Annotated in this window: 17 protein-coding genes; 7 read left to right on the top strand and 10 right to left on the bottom strand. The window is 72.5% G+C overall.

Annotated elements, in window-relative coordinates; all coding sequences use genetic code 11:
• Window positions 1-4: 4 nt before the first annotated feature.
• The 9 genes from ABZ956_RS26590 to ABZ956_RS26550 form a co-directional block, all read right to left on the bottom strand.
• Window positions 5-2275, bottom strand: a complete 2271-nt coding sequence (locus tag ABZ956_RS26590; RefSeq protein WP_361898628.1) for a peptidase domain-containing ABC transporter — start codon at window positions 2273-2275, stop codon at window positions 5-7.
• Window positions 2275-2796, bottom strand: a complete 522-nt coding sequence (locus ABZ956_RS26585; protein ID WP_361898625.1) for a hypothetical protein — start codon at window positions 2794-2796, stop codon at window positions 2275-2277. The genes ABZ956_RS26590 and ABZ956_RS26585 overlap by 1 nt, the downstream gene beginning before the upstream one ends.
• Window positions 2793-6053, bottom strand: coding sequence for a type 2 lanthipeptide synthetase LanM family protein (locus ABZ956_RS26580; RefSeq protein ID WP_361898622.1), 3261 nt, complete (start codon window positions 6051-6053; stop codon window positions 2793-2795). The genes ABZ956_RS26585 and ABZ956_RS26580 overlap by 4 nt, the downstream gene beginning before the upstream one ends.
• A gap of 108 nt (window positions 6054-6161) precedes the next feature.
• Window positions 6162-6425 (bottom strand): mersacidin/lichenicidin family type 2 lantibiotic, encoded by a 264-nt coding sequence (locus tag ABZ956_RS26575; RefSeq protein ID WP_361898619.1) that lies wholly within the window; start codon window positions 6423-6425, stop codon window positions 6162-6164.
• Window positions 6426-6460: 35 nt separating this feature from the next.
• Window positions 6461-6739, bottom strand: coding sequence for a mersacidin/lichenicidin family type 2 lantibiotic (locus ABZ956_RS26570; RefSeq protein WP_361898616.1), 279 nt, complete (start codon window positions 6737-6739; stop codon window positions 6461-6463).
• A gap of 216 nt (window positions 6740-6955) precedes the next feature.
• Window positions 6956-8416, bottom strand: coding sequence for an ATP-binding cassette domain-containing protein (locus tag ABZ956_RS26565; RefSeq protein ID WP_361898613.1), 1461 nt, complete (start codon window positions 8414-8416; stop codon window positions 6956-6958).
• A gap of 44 nt (window positions 8417-8460) precedes the next feature.
• A complete protein-coding gene (locus ABZ956_RS26560; RefSeq protein WP_361898610.1) occupies window positions 8461-9306 on the bottom strand; it encodes an ABC transporter permease subunit in 846 nt (281 codons plus the stop codon).
• Window positions 9303-10313, bottom strand: a complete 1011-nt coding sequence (locus ABZ956_RS26555; RefSeq protein WP_361898607.1) for an ABC transporter permease — start codon at window positions 10311-10313, stop codon at window positions 9303-9305. Before ABZ956_RS26555 ends, ABZ956_RS26560 begins: the two co-directional genes overlap by 4 nt.
• Window positions 10310-11860 (bottom strand): ABC transporter substrate-binding protein, encoded by a 1551-nt coding sequence (locus tag ABZ956_RS26550; RefSeq protein WP_361898604.1) that lies wholly within the window; start codon window positions 11858-11860, stop codon window positions 10310-10312. The genes ABZ956_RS26555 and ABZ956_RS26550 overlap by 4 nt, the downstream gene beginning before the upstream one ends.
• Before the next feature lie 437 nt (window positions 11861-12297).
• Here ABZ956_RS26550 and ABZ956_RS26545 point away from each other — a divergent pair, with 437 nt between their 5' ends.
• The 7 genes from ABZ956_RS26545 to ABZ956_RS26515 all read left to right on the top strand — a co-directional run bounded on the left by ABZ956_RS26545 (window position 12298) and on the right by ABZ956_RS26515 (window position 19891).
• The gene (locus tag ABZ956_RS26545; RefSeq protein ID WP_361898601.1) at window positions 12298-13422 is read left to right on the top strand and encodes a TauD/TfdA family dioxygenase; all 1125 of its coding nucleotides are present in this window, start codon (window positions 12298-12300) and stop codon (window positions 13420-13422) included.
• Window positions 13419-14444, top strand: a complete 1026-nt coding sequence (locus ABZ956_RS26540) for an ornithine cyclodeaminase family protein (RefSeq protein WP_361898598.1) — start codon at window positions 13419-13421, stop codon at window positions 14442-14444. The genes ABZ956_RS26545 and ABZ956_RS26540 overlap by 4 nt, the downstream gene beginning before the upstream one ends.
• Entirely contained in the window at window positions 14435-15817 is a 1383-nt protein-coding gene (locus tag ABZ956_RS26535; protein ID WP_361898596.1) for a Y4yA family PLP-dependent enzyme, read from the top strand. Before ABZ956_RS26540 ends, ABZ956_RS26535 begins: the two co-directional genes overlap by 10 nt.
• Window positions 15818-15894: 77 nt before the next feature.
• A complete protein-coding gene (locus ABZ956_RS26530) occupies window positions 15895-16920 on the top strand; it encodes a cysteine synthase family protein (protein ID WP_361898593.1) in 1026 nt (341 codons plus the stop codon).
• A complete protein-coding gene (locus tag ABZ956_RS26525) occupies window positions 16920-18335 on the top strand; it encodes an MATE family efflux transporter (RefSeq protein WP_361898590.1) in 1416 nt (471 codons plus the stop codon). The genes ABZ956_RS26530 and ABZ956_RS26525 overlap by 1 nt, the downstream gene beginning before the upstream one ends.
• A gap of 134 nt (window positions 18336-18469) precedes the next feature.
• On the top strand, window positions 18470-19345 hold the full coding sequence (locus tag ABZ956_RS26520; RefSeq protein WP_361898587.1) for a hypothetical protein: 876 nt from the start codon (window positions 18470-18472) through the stop codon (window positions 19343-19345).
• Between the two features lie 54 nt (window positions 19346-19399).
• Complete coding sequence (locus tag ABZ956_RS26515; protein WP_361898584.1) at window positions 19400-19891, top strand: DUF6328 family protein; 492 nt, start codon at window positions 19400-19402, stop codon at window positions 19889-19891.
• Between the two features lie 27 nt (window positions 19892-19918).
• Here the strand turns inward: ABZ956_RS26515 and ABZ956_RS26510 are convergent, their stop codons facing one another.
• Window positions 19919-20434 carry a hypothetical protein gene (locus tag ABZ956_RS26510; RefSeq protein WP_361898583.1) on the bottom strand — a complete coding sequence of 172 codons (516 nt, stop codon included), beginning with the start codon at window positions 20432-20434 and terminating at the stop codon, window positions 19919-19921.
• Between the last annotated feature and the right edge of the window lie 228 nt (window positions 20435-20662).

Below are 20662 nucleotides of genomic sequence, written 5' to 3'. Positions count from 1 at the left end.
CCGTTCATTCTGGCGGACGATCATCGCGGCGGTGTTCAACTGCCGGGACGCCCCGTCCAGTTGACAGAAGGCCGCGTCCTGACGAACCACGAGGGCTGAGCTGTCCCGCGACCAGCGCGGCGTACTCGCTGCGCCGGTCCAGCAGTTCAGCGTGGGTGCCCGTCTCGACGACACGCCCGTCCTTGAGCACCACGATGAGGTCCGCGTCGATGACGGTGCTCAGGCGGTGGGCGATGACCACCCGGGTGCACTCCAGCCGCGCCAGCACGTCGTCGACCCGCTGTTCCGTGACGACGTCGAGATGGCTGGTGGCCTCGTCCAGGACCAGCAGCGCGGGCTCCCGTACCAGCGCCCTGGCCAGGGCCAGGCGCTGCCGCTGGCCGCCCGACAGTCCGCCGCCGCCCTCCGTCAGGACCGTTTCGTACCCCATGGGCATGGCCGTGATCTCGTCGTGGATCTGGGCGTGCCGGGCGGCCCGGACGATGTCTTCGAGCGAGGCGTCCTCATGGCCGAAGGCGATGTTCTCCCGTACGGAGCAGGCGAACAGCGCGGGTTCCTGGGTGACCACGCCGCACTGGTGGCGCAGTTCCCGGTAGTCGAGCCCGACGAGCGGCTTGCCGTCGAAGCGCACCTCTCCCTCCGTGGCCACGTGCAGCCCCAGGATCAGGCGGGCCAAGGTGGTCTTCCCCGAGCCCGTGCGTCCCACGAGTGCCACCTTGGCCCCGGCCGGCAGGCTGAGGTTCACGTCGCGGACGGCCCAGGGGCCGTCTCCCCCGTAGCGGAGACCGGCACCCGACAGCTCCACGCTTCCCGTGATCCGTCCCGGTGCGCGCACCGCGGTCCTGTCCTGTTCGGTTTCCTCGTCGAGGACGTCCCGGAGGCGGTCGACGGTGACGGCCACGGACTGCAGCTGGCGGGCGGCGCCGATCAGGGTGGCCATCGGGCCGAGCAGGGAGTTCGTCAGCGCGTTGAGGGCGAGCATCGAACCGACGGACAGCCGCCCCGCCATGACCTCCCGGACCCCGATCAGCAGCAGGAGGATCGGCGCGCCGATCCGGAAGGTTCCCATGGTCGCTTCCAGGACGCAGTCCAGCCGCCGGCGCCGGAAGGACGCCTGGAGCTGCCGTTCGAACAGGGCGGACCACCGTGCGTACGCCTGCCGCTCCCCGCCCATGGCCTTGACCGTCTCCACCCCGGCCAGGACCTCGACCGCGCAGCTCTGCGCCTCCGCCTGCGCGCCGATGTCGCGTTGCGCGAGGCTCCGCAGCCTGCGGAAGTTCGCCAGCATGATCAGGAGCTGGGCGCAGCCGAGGCCGAGCACCACCCAGCCGTACAGCGGGGCGACGACCAGGAACAGGATGACGTACGCGAGCACGAACGCGCCGTCCAGGACGAACGAGACGGTCTGCCCGGTGAGGACCTCGCGGATGAGGGCGTTGCTGGACAGTCTCATCAGCAGGTCACCGCTGCCGCGCAGCACGAAGTACCGGTAGGGCAGGTCCAGCAGGTGGCCGAAGAACCGCCGCATGAGCGTGCCGTCCATGCGGGTCTCGAAGTGGTTGAGCAGAATCCCGCGCGTGTAGGTGGCGATGGCGTGCGTCATCAGGAACAGCAGGCCGCCCACGACGACCGCGCCGAGCAGGTCGTCCTGACCGTAGCCGAGCACCTCGTCGACCAGGAATTTGGTGACGGCCGACGGGATGAGCAACAGCAGTTGCAGGAGGAGCGACGCGAGCAGGATGGCGGCCAGCATGCCGCGGGAGACCGACAGCAGGCCGCGGGCGAAGCGGAAGGACTCGACGCGCCGGCGGGACGGGCGCGGCCGGAAGTCCTCGGCCGGGGTGAACGCGAGGACGACGCCGGTGAAGCCCTCCGAGAACTCCTCCCGCGCGATCACCCGGCGCCCGGAGGCGGGGTCGACGACCACGGCCCTCTTGCCGTCCCAGCGCTCGAGCACGAGGTAGTGGTTGAAGTTCCAGTGGATGATCGCCGGCCCGGGCACCTCCCGCAGGGACGCGAGGTCGACGCTGAGCGCGCGCACCCGCATCCCCCGCCGACGGGCGAGCCGTACGAGCTGCAGCGCGTTCGCGCCGTCCCGGCCGATGTGCAGGGAGTCCCGGCATTCGGCGACCTTGGTGTGGCGGCCATGGGCGCTCAGGATCATCGCCAGGCACGCGGCGCCGCATTCCGCCGTACTCATCTGGAGCAGGACCGGCACCCGGACACGGGCCTTCGTTCTGTTCGACGGGCACAGGCCGGACAGCCGCACCGACATCACTCCCCACGACTCAGCAGTACGGCCAGCAAGGGCGGGCGGGCCGTCTCGATCGCCACGCGTCCGGCCGGGGAACGTCCACGGTCCGGGCCGGACGTGGGTGCCGTCCCGCGGTCCAGCTCGATCACCAGTACGGGGATCGGGGTGTCCGCCGGAACGCCCCGCTCGATCAGTGCCCCGACGGTGTCGACGCGCTCGGCCTTGGTCACCGACGACTTCCCGGCAGTGCGGTGTCCCCGCAGGAACCGGGCCGGGCGCCCGGGCAAGTCCCGGGCCGGTACCGAGGCCGGCACGAGAGCGCGGAGGGTGTGCGCGTCCGCTGCCACGACGGTCGCGTTCACGTAGTGGGGAACCCGGACCGTGGCCGCGGCGAGCGTCGCGGCCAGCGTGAGAACAGCCAGCGCGAGCACGGGCAGGCGGGGGACGCGGGGCGGCCCGCTCGCGACCGGACGCCGCCGGACGCCGGCATGGGCCGAGAGGGCCTCCGCCCGGAAGCGCACGCGTGACGTGCTCTCCTTCACGGCCGCTTCGGACCTTCGAGCAACAGCACCGAGGGCACCGCGGCGGGCCTGGCGAACCGCAGCAGGTTGTAGCCGATACCGGCCAGCCCGGCCATCAGGCCGGGTGTTTCCACGCCCAGGGGAACACCGCACAGCGGGCCGTCCTGGGCGATGCCGGCCAGCAGTCCGGCGGCAAGCAGGTCCACCTTCCGGGCGAGTGACGCGTCACCGGTCTCCTGTGCCGCCACCAGCAGAGTTTCGAGGTTGCCGAGGTCTCCGTGGCAGATGCTGTGATTTCCCCGGCCGGTGAGCGTCTCGCCGGTGAATCCGGCGAGAAGCGTCGCCCGCACCGCATGCTCCAGGTCCTCGCGGAGCCGCGCGTCCCCGGGAAAGTGCCGGAGCAGCGCGGCACGTGCCATGCCGATGCCGGCGGCGCCGTGGCACCAGGCGATCATCGGCTCGCCGGGCGCTGAGATGCTCCGCAGGTCGGGCCAGCTCCCGCGGGCGGAATCGAAGGTGCTCCGCTCGAAGCGGAGGGCGCCCCGGATCGCGTCCACGTGGTCGTTCCGGCCGGTCACGTGGTCGAGCCGGGCCAGGGCGACGGCGATTCCCGACGCCCCGTGGGAGAAGCCGGTCAGCGGCCCCTCCGGATTGATCGAGCAGGGCCACGCGATGCCGTCGCCCACCCTCTCGCCGGCCCGCACCAGATGTGCGGCGAGGCAGCCGGCCACCTCGAGCGTCTCCTGGCCGGGCCGCACGGAGTGCAGGGTCAGGACGGACAGCAGGGCGCCGGCCGAGCCGGCGACGATGTCCAGCGCCCGGTCGGCCGGGGCGAGGGACCGCAGGTGGGGAAGGGCCAGGGCGGCGGCGTCCAGCAGGTCGGGCCGGTTCCAGAGCGCGCCGAGATGGCTCAGCGCGTACACGGGCCCGCCGAGTTCCGCGTACGCCCCCATGCCGAGCAGACGGAGCGTGTTCTCGTTCATCTCGTGGAGCCGGGCGAACTGCTCGGCCAGCACCCGGGCGCCGGCCTCGGCGGCCGCGCGGTACGTGGCCGCGCCGGTGTGCTCGGTCAAGTAGGCCAGGAACAGGGAGATCCCGGAGATCCCGTTGTACAGGTCGATGGACGCCGGGCCGACCTGCCAGGCCGTCTCCTGCACCAGGGTCAGGCCCAGCCAGCAGATCTTGTCCTCGTCCACCACTGCCAGTTCCAGGAGGCGGTCGCCGATGCGACGCGCGGCCTCGACGAAGGCGTCCTCGCTCGCGGGCCCGGTCGCGGCGGCCACCGCGTGGCCCGGCCAGTGCGCACCGGTGGTGCCCATAGCGAGCCCCGTGAGCGAGGCCCGCAGGAACCAGGTCTGCCGTGCCAGGTGTTCCTCGGAGAGGGCCTCGATCCGGGCCCGGGCGCGGTCCATGCCGCTCTGTTCCAGCACGTCGGGGATGACCGTTCCGTTGCCCGCCAGGAGGTCCCGGGAGGAGGCGGACACGGAGAAGATGGGGATGTCGCCCGCGCTGAGCTGCGCCAGCTCCGCGGCCGAGACGGCGGCGTTGCGTACGGGTGAGTGTTCCTCGCCCCACAGCAGGCTGTAGAAGCGGTCCCGGTCGAGCCCGTCGCGCAGCAGATCGGGGTGGTGGCCCTCCTGCATGATGCGTCCGTAGATGCGGGTGGCGCGGAGCACGACCCGTACCTGGTCGGTCGCGAACGCGTCGACGGGGCCTCCGGGCGCCAGCAGGGCTTCGCGGTGCGTCAGCAGCAGCCGGTAGGTCTGCCGGAACCCGGTGATGATCTCGTCCTGGTAGTCCAGGGCCGTGACCGCGTCGTCGGGGAGGGTGGGCACGTTCTGCCCGCCCTTCAGTTCCAGGCGGCGGCGGACGAGGTGCATGCGGTCGGTGCCGTGGTCGCTCCAGGTGGGCACCGGCGTCGGGGTGAGCTGTCCGGACGGGCTGGACAGGCCGCTCATGTCGAGGCCGTCGGCCCGTTCGTCCTCGAAGGAGATGATCGGTGTGGGCAGCAGGCCCACGCTCAGCACGGACTCGCTCAGGACGCGGACGGCGTGCGCGGGCACGTGCGGGGGGATCTGCTGGTCGGGGGTGCGCGGGTGGAACAGCGCCTCCAGGTCCACCAGGAAGGGGTGCTCGCCGGACGCGATCAGGTTCTCGTAGTGGAAGTCCGTCGCGGCGAGGCAGTACAGCAGCGCCAGGTAGGCGCCCTGCCGCCGGTAGAAGCGGGCGACCTCCGCGCGGTCGCCGCAGCCGGACGCCGTCACGAACTCCGTCCAGCCGTACTCGGCGCGGTCGACGATCCACAAGGGGCGCAGCCGGGGTTCGACGCCGTGGTCGTTCAGCCAGCGCAGCAGCGCCTGGAAGTGGACGTCGGCCGAGAGGGAGCGGGGCTTGTAGACGACCTTGCGGCCGTCGGAGAACTCCACGATGCCCACGGACCGGCCGCCGCGGTGGGAGTCGCCGGCGTCGAAGGCGACGCGGCTCACCGTGCCCAGTGCGGGCGCGTCGTCGAAGTGGGCGAGCAGGTCGGGCAGGTCGGCGAGCAGCCGCCGGGCGAACTCCAGGCGCACGGTGACCCAGTTGTCGACGACGCGCACGAGGTCGCGGGCCAGCACCGGGTATTCCCGCAGCAGGCCCAGCGCGTAGTCGGGGTCCCTCAGTTTCCTGAGGAAGTCGTGGTAGCGCGCGCACGGTGAGTCGCCCCGGAGCGCTCCCTGGACCCGGAGCACGTTGAGTTCGAGCACCATGGTGCGGCTCAGCATGCCCAGGAGCGTGTTGCCGGGCGGCCGGCAGAGCTGCTCCGCGATGGACGCGTAGGCCACGTGGCCGGTCGGGAACCGCTGGAGGAGGTCCGCCAGTCCGGCGCGGATTCTCCTGCGTCCGTCCTCGACGAGAGGGGCGGCCAGCGCGGCGAAGCCGTCGTCTTGCGGTGGCTCCTCGCCTGCGTCGGCCGCCGTCCAGGCGCGCTCGATGGCGTGGACGTAGTCCGGGGCCCGGCCGGACCGGGCGGCGACCGAGGCGGGGCGCTCACCGAGGATCTCCACGAGGCCGGATTCGTCCAGGCCGAAGGCGGCCAGCCAGCCGGCCAGTTGGCCGGGCGTGAAGGTGAAGTACTTCTCCGCCTTCCACTGGTCCAGCCGTCGTCGTCCCCGTACCCGGTCGGTGACGGGTTCGTGTCCGTCGCGGCCGGTCCGCTCCTTGAGCGAGGCGGCGAGGTGCCAGGCCGGTGCGTCGACGTCGACGGGAGTGTGGCGGCGTACCGCGCTGTCGCTGGTCAAAGTGAGTCCTCCCCCAAGGAACCGGTGTGCCCGCGTGCGCGAGCGGTTCGCGCGGAGGTGGTGTCCGAGCCTTTCGGGGCGCGAACACCACCCTGCTGACGTGCTCACTTACTTGCAGGCTGCACCGCTGCAGGTGTAACAGGGCTGCGTCATCTGGCAGCAGGTGCTGTGACCGGCGCAGTTGGTGTTGCTGCTCGTTCCGGGACAACACCCCGCGCTGTTGAGCTGTTCGGTATTGGCACCGAGCACACCGACCAGTGCTTCGTCGGTGAGCTCCACGGGCCCGCACGGGTGCTCCGGCAGGGCGCTCGTCTGATCGGCTGAGAGTGAGGACCGGTACTCGGGGTCCTTCCAGAAGCGGACGACGTCCATGGCCCCTGTCCTTTCGACTGTCCTTTCTGCGCCCGCTACTGAGGGCAACAGCCCTTTGTGCCGCCGACGGCACATGTACCGTTGCAGACCGTCTTGTTGACGGTCGCGCAGCCGAAGTGGCTGGTGGCGCACTGCGAAACGGTGACCAGGGTCACGGTCACACACAACGTTCCGGTCGTGCCTCCACTGAGTTCCATCAGGTCCTGGTCGTCCAGCTCGACGACTCCGGCCGGGTTGGCAGGGAGTGCGGCACGTTCTTCGGCGGTCAGGGATTCCCGGTAGGCGGCGTCCTTCCACGCCCTGGCGATGTTCACACGTCTCCCCCAATCGAGCATATTGTGTGAAAAGCTACCTCTTCCGGCGAGTCGCATCGTGCGGGGCGAAGCTACCGATACCCTCTACTTCGCGACTCGGCACCCGAAACTAGGCCGGGACAATGACCCACTTCTACCGAATCCTCGCGATTGGCCGAATCGCCCATATCCATAGGCCCATTGGCTGATTTACGGTAGTTCGAGGCCCTCGCGGGATCAGCGCGTCACCGGTATCAGGAGGCGGGTGGGTCCGCTCGCGGTGACCCGGCCGGCTTCGAGGATGTGGACCGTGTCGGTGTACGCCCCGACGAGGGGGAGTTCGTGGCTGACGAGGACGAGTGTCAGCCGGCGTTCGGCCTTCAGCCGGGTGAGGAGTTCCATCACGGTCGCGGCCGTGTCGGCGTCGAGCGCGGAGGTGACCTCGTCGCAGAGCAGGACGTCGGGGCCGGGGGCCAGGGCCCGGGCGATGGAGACCCGTTGGCGTTGCCCGCCGGAGAGTTCGTGGGGGTAGCGACGGGCGAAGCCGGCGGGCAGGCCGACGTCGTCCAGGAGCTCGGCGACCCGATCGGCGACGTCCCCCTTCGGCGCCGCCCGGTGGAGGCGGAGCGGACGCGCGAGGGTGGCCCCGACGGTACGGGCGGGGTTGAGGGCACCCAGCGGGTTCTGGGGGACCAGTTGGATGCGGCGCTGCTGGGTGCGGCTGCGGCGGCGGGCCACGGCCGGCAGGGACCGGCCGTCCAGCGTGAGGGTGCCGGCGTCGGGGCGCTGCAGGCCCGCGAGGACGCGCAGCAAGGTGGTCTTGCCGGAACCCGAGGGGCCGACGATTCCGGTGGCGCTGCCAGGAGCGGCCGAGAAGCCGACGCCGGCCAGGGCCCGGTACGAGCGCCCCCGCTGGGTGAACGTCACATCGAGGTGGTGGGCGGCCAGGCCGGAGCCCGCCGCGTCGCCGGGGGGCCGGTCGGCGCTCGCCCCGGCTGTGACGGCCGGCCGTGGCCGCCGGCGGGCCGTCGTGCCGAGGTCGACGACGTCGTCGGCGCAGCGGGCGACGAGGTGCGGGTCGTGGCAGGCGAGGACGACCGCGATCCGGCGGGTGGTGGTGAGCTGGCGCAGCAGGTCGCCGATCTCGTCGCGCAGGGCGGTGTCGAGCCCCGCGGTGGGTTCGTCCAGCAGGAGGACGTCGGGGTGGCGGGCGAGGGCCCTGGCCAGTGCCACTCTGCGCTGCTGCCCGCCGGAGAGGGTGCCCGGGCGGCGGTCGGGCAGCCCGTCGTCGACCGGCAGCCGGCACTCGGCGAGCAGGTCCAGGACGGCCCCGGGAGCGGGGTCGGCGGCGGTCTCGGCGACGAGGCGGCGTACGCGCATGCGGGGGTTGAGGGCGGAGGCGGGGTCCTGGCCGACGTAGGCGACGTGGTGGCGGCGCAGCAGGCGCAGTCGCTCCGCGGGGAGGGCGAGGACGTCGTGGCCGAGGACGTGGACGGTGCCCGAGGTGACGCGGGCGCCGGCGGGCAGGTCGCCGATGACGGCGCGCAGCAGCGTGGACTTGCCCGAGCCGGAGGGGCCGGTGAGGGCGGTGATACGGCCGCGCCGGAGGGTCAGGCTCGTCCTGGCCAGCAGGACGGGCCCGTCGGGGATGCGTATCCCGAGGTCGGTGACGCTGACCGCGGTCGGGGTGTCGGTCATGGCCGCGAGGGGTTCCTCTGCCGGTCGGTCGGGGTCGGCGGGGTTCATCGGGTGCCCGCCGTCGCCCGGCGTGCGGTGGGTGCGAGGGCGTCGGCCGCGAGGCCGACGCCTACGGCCAGCAGGCCGATGGCGATGCTGGGCGCGACGACGGCCCAGGGGTTGAGGAGGGCGCCGGGGGCGTTCTCACGGATCATCAGCGCCCAGTCGGCGGCGGGCGGCTGGGGTCCGAGCTGGAGGAACCCGGCCATGGAGATGACGTAGACGGCGGCGACGAAGCGCAGGCCGAACAGGGCCAGGACCGTGGCGCGCAGGTTGGGCAGGATCTCGCGCAGCGCCAGGTGCCACAGGCGTTCGCCGCTCGCGGTGGCCGCCTCGATGAACCCGCAGGCGGCGACGGGGGCGGCCGCGCTCGCCACGACGCGCACCGCGTACGGCACGCCCAGCCCGGTGGCGGCGGCCATGACCGCGAGGCGTCCGCCGCCGGGCCAGGCCAGGGCGAGCAGCATCATGCCCAGCACCGGCGGCAGGAGGATGGCGACGTCCGCGCCGCGCTCGACGAGCCGGCCCAGGGTGGGGGTGAGGACGGCGAAGCAGCCCAGCACGGTGGCGAGGGCGGTGACGGCGACGGCGACGGCCAGGGCGCCGCCGATCAGTGGGCCGCCGCCGTGCAGCATCCGGCTCAGGACGTCACGGCCGAGCTGGTCGCCGCCCAGCGGGGTGTCCGCGCCGGGTGGGGCGTAGGGGGCGGTGACGGGCCGGTCGAAGGGGTGCGGGGCGAGCAGCGGGCCGAGCAGGGCGAGCAGCGTCAGCAGGAGCCCGGGTGCCACCGCGAGGAGCACGCGGGTCGGGGGCCGCCGGGGACGGGGCGGGTTCAGGGCGACGGAGCTCACGGGCGTGCTCCCAGGGTCCGGGCGCGGATGAGGTCGGCGCAGAGCAGGACGAGGCTGATGACGGCTCCGGTGCAGGCCACGACCCCGGCGATGAGGGGGGTGTCGCGGTCGGCGACGGCACCGGCCAGCACGGTGCCCAGGCCGGGGAAGTTGAAGAGGGTCTCCACGACGACCGCGCCGCCCAGCAGCATGCCGGTGGAGGTGGCGGCTCCGGTGGCGATGGCGGGCCAGGCGCCGGGCAGTGCGTGGCGCAGCAGTACGCGCCGGGGGGACAGGCCGTCGAGCCGGGCGGCCGTCACGTGCGGGGCAGCGGCCTGGTCGGCCAGGGCACCGCGGACGATGCGGGCGTTCCAGCCGGCCTGGGGGATGACGAGGGCCAGGACGGGCATGACCAGCATGGTCCAGGAGGCGGGTGCGCCGTCGGGGGTGGTGAGCGTGACGGCGGGCAGCCAGCCGGCCCACAGGGACAGGATGAGCAACAGTCCGACGGCGACGACGAATTCGGGCAGGGCGAGCGCGATGCCGGAGGTGAATCCGACGACGCGGTCCACGGCGCCGCCCGGGCGTGCCGCTGCCCAGCAGCCCAGGGCGAGTGCCACGGCGAGGGTGACGGCGAAGGCGGTGCCGCCGAGGAGAAGGGTGTTGGGGAAGGGGGCCGCGAGCAGGTCGGTGACGCGCTCGCCGCGTGCGGAGGTGCCCAGGTCGCCGGAGGGCAGGGCGGTCATCCAGTCCCCGAACCGCTCCCACAGCGGCCGGTCCAGGCCGAGCAGGTGACGGCGGGCCGCGACGTCCGCGGCGCTCTCGCCGCGCTCGGCGGTGGCACTCGCCGCGTCGCCGGGCAGGACTTCGATCGCGCCGAACACGACGGTGAGCAGCACGCTCAGCATCAGGGCCCGCTTGGCGAGCACCACGCCGACGCGGGTGGCGGCCCGCGCGGCGCGGCGGGGGGCCGAGGCCGCCACCGCGGGGGTGACGGCCTCGGCCCGTTCCGGCGCGGGCCCGCTCAACGCGACAGCCAGACGTTCTCGAGCTGGACGCGTCCGTAGCCGGGTAGCTTGGGCAGGTTGCGCACCTTGGGCGCGGCGAGGTCGATGCCGTCGGCCATGCCCCACAGCAGATAGCCGGATTTCTCGTGCTGGATCTGCTGGAGTTCACGCAGGGCGGTGGTGCGGGCCTTGCCGTCGGCGGTGCCGACGACCTTGCGGTACGCGGCGTCGAACCGCGGCTCCGACCAGCCGGCTTCGTTCTGTCCGGCGCCGGTGGTCATGGTCTTGGAGGCGAAGAACACCACGGAGTCGTTGGTGCCCCAGTAGTTGGTGTAGAACGTGCCCTTGAGCCAGGTCTTGTCGTAGAAGGCGCCGGACTCCTGCTTGACGACCTTGATCTTGACGCCGGCCTCGCGGGCCTGGGTGGCGAACAGCGTCGCGGACTCGGCCAGCCCCGGGACGTCCTCGGTGGTGATGAGCTCGTAGGTCTTGGAGAGGTCGAAGTTGGCCTCGGTGAGGAGCTTCTTGGCCTTGGCGAGGTCGCGGGCGCGCTGGGGGATGTCCTTGGCGTAGCCGGGGTCGCCGGTGCCGAGGATGTCGTTGGCGACGGTGCCGTAGCCGGAGAGCACCTGTTTGACCATGGCCTGCCGGTCGACGAGGAGCTTCATGGCCTCGCGGACCCTGGCGTCGGCGAACGGGCCGTCGGCGGTGCGCATGACGATGGGCATCGCCATGTCGTTGGGGCGGCGGACGAGCTGGATGTCCTTGCGCGAGGCGGCGGTACGGGCCGCGACGGCGCCCACGTTGGAGGCGAGGTCGATCTGACCGCCCAGCAGGGCGTTGGCCATGGCCTGGGGGCTTTCGAACATGGTCACTTCGATGGCGTCGAGGTGGACCGGTCCGCCGTGCCACTTGTCGTTGCGCACCAGGCGCGCGTTGCCTCCCCGGTACCAGTCGAGCTTGAACGGGCCCGTGCCCGGGGCCTTGGCCACCTCCTTCTCGGGGGTGTCCTTCTTGAGGACGAACGTCGCCAGGCGGGTGAGCAGGGGCAGGGCGGCGTTGGGGGCGTCGGAGACCAGGACGACGGTGTCCCTGCCGTCGGCGGTGATGCTGTCCGCCTTGATTCCCGGCAACCGGCCCGCGCCGGCGGGGGTGTTGCGCAGTCTGCGCAGCGACCACGCCACGTCGTCGGCGGTGACCGGCGAACCGTCGTGGAAGGTGGCGCCCTTGGCGATCGTGAAGCGCCAGGTGGTGAGGTCGGCGGAGGACTTCCAGCCGGACGCGAGGCGGCCGACGGTGTTGTCCTTGAGGCCCGGTGCGGTGAGGGTGTCGTAGACGAGCGCGATGATCAGGTAGTCGCTCTCGTTGCCCTGGACCCCGTGCGGGTCACGGGTGATGGCCGAAGTCCGGCCAAGAGCGCCGATGCGCAGGGTGCCGCCCTTTTCCGGCTTGCCGTCCGGGGCCGCCGGGGAGGTTGCCTTGTCGTTTCCGGTTCCGCAGGCGGCGAGCAGCGCTGCCGCGCCGATCCCGGCACCGGCCCGCATTGTCTGCCGCCTGGTCAGTTTCACGTCATTCCTCGTTCCACGCCGAAGTGAGGTCACTTAGGTTTGCCTACCCTGGTTACGCTCACCTCCGCAAGCATTCGGACAGGATGTACGCATATACGCGCAATACAAAACAGCATCAGCCGGGCGGAGTTGGCGAATCGGAAGTAACGGATGACCAGTCGGTAAGGTTTGCCTTACCTAATTCCGGTGGTAGCTTATTGGCCAGCGGCCCATGTCGGCCGAGTGCCCCCTTGCACTGTCGGCTCAGGGCTCAACCATGCAGCCCCACGAGCCCCTTTGCCCCTCCGGCCTTCTCCACCTCTCGCGCTTCGGGCCGTGCACGCTTCGACGCTCACCTGAGCCCACCTGGCGCTCAGTCAGCAAGCGCACGCCGCCCCGGAACCCGTACCGCCCGCAAGACACCCGTTACGCCCCTCAACGAAACGGATGACTTCGCCATGTCCACGGGAGCCGCCCCCCTCCGCCAGCTCGACCCCACCGCATCCGGTGAACTGCGCCGGACCGCCGAAGAGATCCTCACCGCCGCGGGAACCTCCACCGCCTCGCCCGAAGTCCTCCGCCACGTGGCCCGGGCCGCCGCGGGCCTCAGCGAGGGCGTCCGCCACCACTGCCGCCCCGTCGACACCGCCGAGGGGCTGTTCGTCCTGAGCGGACTCGAAGTCGACGACGCCGGGATCGGCCCCACGCCGGCCACTTGGGCCACGGCGGGCGACAGTGCCGCGGTCCACGACATCGCCCTCCTGCTGCTGGCCACCCTCATGGGCAACCCCATCGGCTGGGAAGGACAACAGGACGGGCGGTTCGTCCACAACATCGTCCCCTCGCCCGGCCACGAGCAGGCGCAGACCGGGGCCAGCAGCACCGTGCTGCTCAGCCCGCACACCGAGGACGCCTTCCACCCGGGCCGCGCCCATGTGCTGATCCTCGGCTGCATGCGCAACCACGACAAGGTCGCCACCACCGCCGCCAGCATCCGCGAAGTACGCCTGTCCCAGGCCGACATCGCCGAACTCTCGCGTCCCGCCCTGCCGATCCTGCCCGATGACGCCTACTTCCAGAACCACGGCCTCGTCTGGCAGCCCCAGCCGGTGCCCACCGTGTGGGCGGGCGAGGACGGCCTCACCCTGCGCTTCGACCCGGCCTACACGCCACTGGAGGAGGCCACCCCCGGCTACCGTGCGGCCTACGCCCGCCTGGAGCGCGAACTCATCCGCGTCTCCCGGGCGGTGACCCTCGCCCCGGGAGAGGTACTGGTCATCGACAACGACCTGGTCGTCCACGGACGCGTCCCCTTCCAGGCCCGCTACGACGGCACCGACCGCTGGCTCAAGCGCGCCTCCGTGCGCGTCCCGGGCCGCCGCACCCGCCCCCCGGCCGAAACCGGCGAGCACGGCTACGGGCAAAAAGCCGTCGAGGCGTACTCCTCCATCTCCTCCATCTCCTCCACCTCTCCCTCCTCTTCGTGCCCCACCGCCGTCCGCCCCGGCCCCGCCCGGCGTCGCACCGAGCGTGCACCGCACCTGACCACGGCGTCCCTGCACCCCCGCGAGGAACTGATATGACCCCCACCGCCCCGCCCCCCGCCGGCGACCGCATACCCGCCGACGCCACCGCCGTACGCGCCCTGTCCACCAGCGACCTGGCCGGCATCGAGATATCCCTGCCCGACGTCGTCGAGACGGTCGAGAACGCCTACCGCACCCTCGCCGCGGGCCTGTCCGACAACCCGCGCAAACTGACCGTCAAACCGCGCGACGGCCACTCCGTCTCCTACGCCATGCTCGGCCGCGACGGCTCCCGCGACGTCGTCGCCATCAAGACCTCGTACAAGCACGGCCTGGACAAAGGGCGCGAGGAGCAGCACTACTACACCGCCCTCACCCTGTACGACGACGTCACCGGCCTGCCCGTGGCGATGATGGACTGCGGCCGCATCGGCTCCCTGCGCACCCCGGCCGTCTCCGCCCTGCTGGCCCGCGAATGCGCCGCCCCCGGCGCGCGCAGCGCGCTGGTGATCGGCACCGGCACCCAGGGCCGGCTGGCCCTGCCGTTCCTGCTGACCACACTGCCGGCACTGGACCGGCTGATGCTCTTCGGCACACACCCGGAGGGAATCGCGGCCGTACGGGCGCGGCTGCGGGCCCACTTCCCCGGCCGCGACCTGGAGGTCGTCACCGACGCGCGGGCCGCCGCCGCAGAGGCCGACGTCATCGTGGCCACGGCCGGCGCCCACACCCCCGCCGCGGTCGAGGCCGACGTGCTCAGGCCCGGCGCGCTGGCCATCCTCGTCGGCCACGGCCTCGCCCCCTCCACGCTGCACCGCGCCGACCGCGTCGTGGCCACCAGCGAGGCCCAGATGAAGGTCACCGGCACCGACATGGCGGACGCGTACGGCCGGCTCCCCGCCGTCGACGCCGAGTTCCCGCCGGTCCTCGCCGGTACCGCGGCCGGCCGCACCGCCCCGCAGGAGCGAATCTTCGCCTACAACAGCGGCCTGGTCGTCACCGACATCGCCCTCGGCCACCGCTTCGCCCAGCTCGCCGCCGAGCAGGGCCTGGGAACGCGGGTGCCGCTGTGGCGGTGACCGGCACTCCCCCGCCCACCCTTCCGCCCACCCTTCCCGCGTATGCGGACCCCCAGACGGACGCGGTGCTCGACAGCGGTGTGCTCCACGAGCTGGCCCACGCCTTCGGCGGCCCCTTCCACTTCCTGCTCCCGCGGCGCTTCGACACCAACCTCGCCGCCTTCCGCGCGGCGCTGGCCGACGCCGGAGTGAACGGGCAGGTGTACTACGCGAAGAAGGCCAACAAGGCCGCCGTCTGGATCGAGCGCTGCGCCGCCGGCGGGGCCGGGGCCGACGTGGCCAGTTCCGGCGAACTCCGCGAGGCCCTGGGCCATGGGGTGCGCGGGGAGGACATCGTGGTCACCGGCCCGGCCAAGCACGAGGAACTGCTGCGCGTCGCGGTCCGGCAGGGCGCCCTGATCGCGGTCGACTCCCTCGACGAACTCGACCGCCTCCTCGCCCTGGCGCGCACGAGCACGGTCCGCCCGGCCCGGCTGCTGCTGCGCCGGCTCCCCCCGGCCCAGCCGCACAGCCGCTTCGGCATGGACGTCCCCGAGCTCGAAGCGGCCCTGACGAGGTGCGGACGGGCGGGCGACGCCGTCCGGATGGAGGGCTTCTGCTTCCACCTCTGCGGCTACGCCGTCCAGCCGCGCGCCGACCTCGCCGGACACCTCGTCGACCTCTGTCTCAAGGCCCGCGCCGCAGGACTGCGGGCCGACCGGATCGGCATCGGCGGCGGATTCGCCGTCGACTACGCGGCGGCCGGCGACTGGCACGCCTTCCTCGCCGCACAGCACCCCGGGCACTACCACGCCCGCAAGGCGTTCGCGGCCGCCGATTTCTACCCGTACCACTCACCGGTCGCCGGAGCCGGCGCGCTGCGCGCCATCCTGGCCGCCGTTCCCGCCGGCGGCCGGGACAGCCTCGGCGACCGGCTCCGCGAGACCCGCACCGGCCTGCTGCTGGAGCCCGGCCGCGCGCTGCTGGACCGGGCCGGCGCCTCCGTCTTCCGCGTCCAGGGCGTCAAGGACCGCGACGGCTACGCCATCCTCACCGTGGACGGGACGAGCCTGAGCATCTCGGAACAGTGGTTCAACAGCGAGTACCTCCCCGACCCCGTCCTGGTGACCCCGGCCGGCCGAGCCCGGGGCCCCGGCGTCCACCCCGCGTGCGTAGGGGGCGCGACCTGCCTGGAATCGGACCTGCTCACCTGGCGCAAGATCCCCTTCCCCGCCCGGCCCGCGCCGGGTGACCTGCTGGTCTACCCCAACACGGCGGGCTACCAGATGGACTCCAACGAGTCCCCGTTCCATGAGCTGCCGCTGCCACCCAAAGTCGTCGTCGAACCCCGCGCAGGCCGGCCGCGCTGGCGCCTGGACCGCCACCCCGCCTGAGACCCCTGACCCGTTCTCCCCGTTCTCCCGCTGTCCCCGCTGTCCCCGCTGTCCCGCCTGTCACAGGAGCTCCTCCCATGAACGAGGCACTGACGCGCCCCGCCGTGGTCTCCCGCATCTCCGACCTCATCGGCCGCACCCCGCTGTTCGAGCTGTGCCGCACCGGCAACGGCAGCCGCCTGCTCCTGAAACTGGAGATGTACAACCCCACCGGCAGCGCCAAGATCCGCATGGCGCGCCAGATGGTCGTCGACGCCGAGGCCCGCGGCGCGCTGCGCCCCGGCGGCCGCATCATCGAGTCCACCTCCGGAAACACCGGCCTCGGCCTGGCCGTCATCGCCGCCGAGCGCGGCTACGCCTTCACCGCCGTCGTCGACCACCACGCCTGCGCCGACAAGCTGCGCGTCATGAAGGCGATGGGCACCGAACTCGTCCACGTCCCCGCCGACGGCACCGGGGAGCTCGCCACCGCCGCCCGCGAGGAACTCGCCGAGGCCATGGCCCGCCGCCAGGACAACACCTTCTTCACCGAGCAGCACAACAACCCCAGCAACGGTGTCGGCTACCACCCGGTCGCCCATGAACTCCACCAGGCCCTCGACGGACGCCTCGACATCCTCATCGCCGCCGTCGGCACCGGCGGTGGCCTGTGCGGCACCGCACGGGAGCTGCGCAGGCTCCTGCCCGGTGTGCGGACCATCGGCGTGGAGCCCAAGGGGTCGATCGCCTTCGGCGGTCCGGCCCACGCCTACTACCAGTCCGGCACCGGCACCCCCGAAGGCGCCACGATCGGCGCGCTGGTCGACTTCGACCTGATCGACGAGGGCGTGAAGGTCGGCGACGTCGAGGCGTTCGCCACCGCCCGCGCCGTCGCCCGCACGGGCCTGCTCATCGGCGGCTCCGCGGGCGGCGTGGTGTACGAGGCGCTGACCCGCTTGCCGTCGCTGCCGCCTGCCACCACTATGGTCGCGCTCATCAACGACGGCGGCGAGAAGTACCTGGACACCGTCTTCGACGACGACTGGATGACCGCCCGGAACTTGCTCGACCCCGTCGTGGAGCGCGAGGTCGACGAGACCCTCTCCAAGCTCCGCACGATCTGATGCCCTCCCTGCAGCCGACCACCCTCCTGCGCGACAGCCGCGCGCTGGCCGTCCTCGCCGTCCCCCTCGTCCTCACCCAGCTCGCCCAGGTGGCCCTGACCACCACCGACACGGTGATGATGGGCCTGCTGGGCACCCGGGAACTGGCGGCGGGCGGCCTGGCCATCGTCATCTTCAACCAGCTCCGCACCATGGGCGTCGGCCTCATCACCTCCGTGGGCAACCGGATCGCGGCGGCCGCCGCCCGGGCCGAGCTCGCGGACGACGCCGCGGCGGAGGCCGACGAGGAGGTCCGCCGGATCGTCCGCGCGAGCATGGCGGTGGCCACGCTCGCCGGCCTGGCCGGGGCCCTCCTCATGCTCCTCATCGGCCAGAGCCTCACCCGGCTCGGCCAGGAGGCGGCCGTCGCCGGCCGCGCGCAGACCATGCTGCTGGCGCTGGCCCCCGGCCTGCTGCCGTGCCTGTGGTTCCAGGCGGTCCGTCAGTTCACCGTGGGGATGCGCCGCCCCCAGGCCCTGCTGCGGATCACCCTCGCCTCCGTCGCGGTCAACGCCGGCCTCGACTGGCTCCTGATCCATGGCACCTGGGGGCTGCCCGAGCTGGGCCTGCCCGGCATCGGCGTGGCCACGTCGACGGTCTACCTGCTTTCCTTCCTCGCGCTGTACGCCTCGGCGAAGAAGGACCCGGTCCTCGCCCCGCTGATCGGCCTCGACGTCCTCAAGGCCGACCGCGACACGATGCGCGAGCTGCTGCGCCTGGGCGTCCCCATCGCCGCCACCTACGGTTCGGAAGCCGGATTCTTCTCCGTCACGGCCCTGATGGCCGGCTCCTTCGGCAGCGCGGCCCTGGCCGCCCACACCGCCGTCAATCAACTCGTCTACATCGTCTTCCAGGTCGCCGTCGGGCTCTCCCACGCGGCGTCCATCAACGTCAGCCGCGAGCTCGCCCTCGGCCGCGTCGGCGCCGCCCGGCGCATCAAGAACACGGCCCTGGCCTGCGCCGCCGCCGTCATGACCACCGTCGCCGCGGTGTACGTCACCCTGCCCGGCCTGGTGCTGCGCCCGTTCTTCGACGCCGGCACCACCGGTGACGCCACCGCCGTGGACATCGCGACCCGGCTGCTGCTGGTCGTCGCCGTGCTCCAGTTCTTCGACTGCGCCCAGAACATCGGCGTCGGCCTCCTGCGCGGCCTCGACGACACCAGGAGCGGCTTCCGCATCACCCTCGTCGGCTACTGGGCCGTCGGACTGCCCGCCGCCGGGCTCCTGGGCTACGGCGCGGGCCTCGACACCCTCGGCATCTGGCTGGGCCTGCTCACCGGCCTCGCCACCACCGCCGTGCTGCTCCTGCGCCGCTACGGTGCCGGGCTGCGCGCCCACGGCCTCCTGCGCCAGGGCTACGACACGGGCCACTGACCGGCGCGCTCACCGCGGCTCAATCGGGCACTGTGCCGCCCGCCGTCTCCCCCACATGATGAGACATGCCCCGCCGCACACAAGTGCCGCGAGCGCAGAACGTGCCGGGAGAGCCGGGAGAGCCGGGAGGTTCGATGAAGCACCGCTCGATGTCCCGCCGTACCGCCCTGAAGTCCGCCCTGGGCACCGCCCTCGCCGCCGGGGGGATCGCCCTGGGCGGCACGGTGCCCGCGGCCGCCGCGGCGCGCGCCGCGGCGGGGGGTGTCTTTCACGACGTCCGTGACTTTCACGGCACCTGGGAAGGGGTCTATGACGGGCGCCGGGCCCGGCTGAGGATCGCCGTGATCCAGGAGCCGCCCGCCATGCTCCGCACCCTCTACTTCACCTTCACCGACCTGGACCGGGACGAGACGTACACCGGCAGCCGCCGGAACATCCCCCCGGACAGCCGGTCCGTCAGCACCATCACGCTGGGCGGCCCCGCCCTCCTGTCCTGGCCCACCCTGCTGATCCACACCTGGGACACCGACATCCTGTCCGGTACCGCCGGCCCGGCCGGGCACCGGCACCCGATGGTGTTCCACCGCTCCACCGTGGCGCCTCCCCGCGTGGACAACCGGCCGTTCAGGGGCTTCGACGACTGGTGCGGGCTTCCCGTGGGGCGGGGCCACTACCTCGGCAGCCTCGACGGACGCCGCGCCCGGCTGGAGATCGACTCCTCCTACGCGGGCAGCGAGCGCCGGATGACGTTCCGGCTGAGCGACCTCGACCGGAAGCGGGACTGGTACACCGACCTGTACGAGTCGGACGTGCGGCGCTGGAGCTACGACCGGCAGCGCGACCCGCTGGCCGGGGTGTGGATGAAGCCGTACTGGGAGCGCCAGGAGCCGCTGTGGATCGACTCCCTGTACTGGCACCGCCACAACGCGGCGTACGTGACGGGTGAGAGCGCCCGGCTGGGCAGCCCCTGCGGCATGTCCTTCGTCCGCCGTTCGCCCCTGCCCGGTTAGCCTCGGAGCCCGGTCGGCGCGTCCGAACCGGGGAGACGCGAAGGACGGGACGGTATGGCATCCAGCGAGGCACGGCGCGAAGGCCGCGACGAATCGCCCGAGGAGCGGGCCGACCGGCGCTGGAACGAGCTGCTGCAGGAGGTGCGGGTCGCCCAGACCGGCGTCCAGATCCTCTTCGGTTTCCTGCTGACCGTCGTGTTCACGCCGCAGTTCCACCTGCTGGGGCCGACGGACAAGGCGATCTATGTGGTCACCGTGCTTCTGGGCGCCGCCACCACCGGTGCCCTCGTGGGTCCCGTCTCCTTCCACCGGCTCGTCACCGGGCACCGGCTGAAGCCGCAGACGGTCGCCTGGGCGTCACGCATGACGCTGCTGGGAGTCGTGCTGCTCCTGGCGACCGTCGCCTCGGCCCTCACGCTCATCCTGCGCATCGCGATGCACAACACGGCGGTGCCGTGGGTGGTGGGCGGGCTCGTCACCTGGCTGGTGCTGTGCTGGTTCGGCCTGCCGATGTGGGCCCGCCACCGCTACGCGGAGAAGGACTGACCGGCCCCGGGCCCCTGTCCGGTCGCCTCAGCCGCCGGCGGGGGCCTGGGCCTCCTTGATGTCGGAGATGAGCTGGGAACTCGTGTCCGACTGGACGCTCAGATAGGTGTACGTGGGCTTCTTCTCGTCACCCCACGTGAGCCTCACCCGCGTCCAGGTGTGCCCGGCACCGCTGTTGTCGTAGGTGACGCGCCAGGCACGCGGGGCGTTCTGGGCCCGGAAGGCCCCGTCGGCCTCGTTCTCGCGCTCCCAGGCGGCCAGGCGGTCGCGGAACTCCTTGGTGAGGAAGTGCGAGCGCAGGGCGTCGGCCAGGATCGTGTCGGGCGTACCGCTGCGGGCGTCGACGTACGCGCCGTAGAAGGCGGCCACGCGGTCCGTCACCGAGGACGGGCTGCCCTCGTGCGCCGGAGGCCCGGCCGCGCCCTGTCCCCCGGACGGGGAGGAAGGGCCGGAGACCGCCGCGAGGGCGACGGCCGGCACGGTCACCAAGGCCAGCAGGGCGAGCGCCGCCCCGGAACGCCACGTGGTACGGGTTACGCGCATGGGTTCCCCCCATCGCCGGGTGCCGCTGAGGGCACGGGCTTCGCTGCATTCACCGTGTACAGCGGGCGGGTTCCCGGAAGAGTTCCTTCCGAACCGGCGTACCGCGCGGGATCTTCCGCCGGGCGGCGGACGGGCGCCGGGCAGGGCGCGCCGCACGGCCGCCACTCCCTGCGCCCGCGGGGCCATGACTTTTCCCGGCCGGAGATTCCGCTTACCCGTGGGTTACTG

The sequence above is a fragment of the Streptomyces sp. NPDC046261 genome, from assembly GCF_040646235.1.
Taxonomy (GTDB): Bacteria; Actinomycetota; Actinomycetes; order Streptomycetales; family Streptomycetaceae; genus Streptomyces.
The sequence above is the reverse complement of the archived record's forward strand: the minus strand, read 5'-3'. Positions and strand labels throughout refer to the sequence as shown.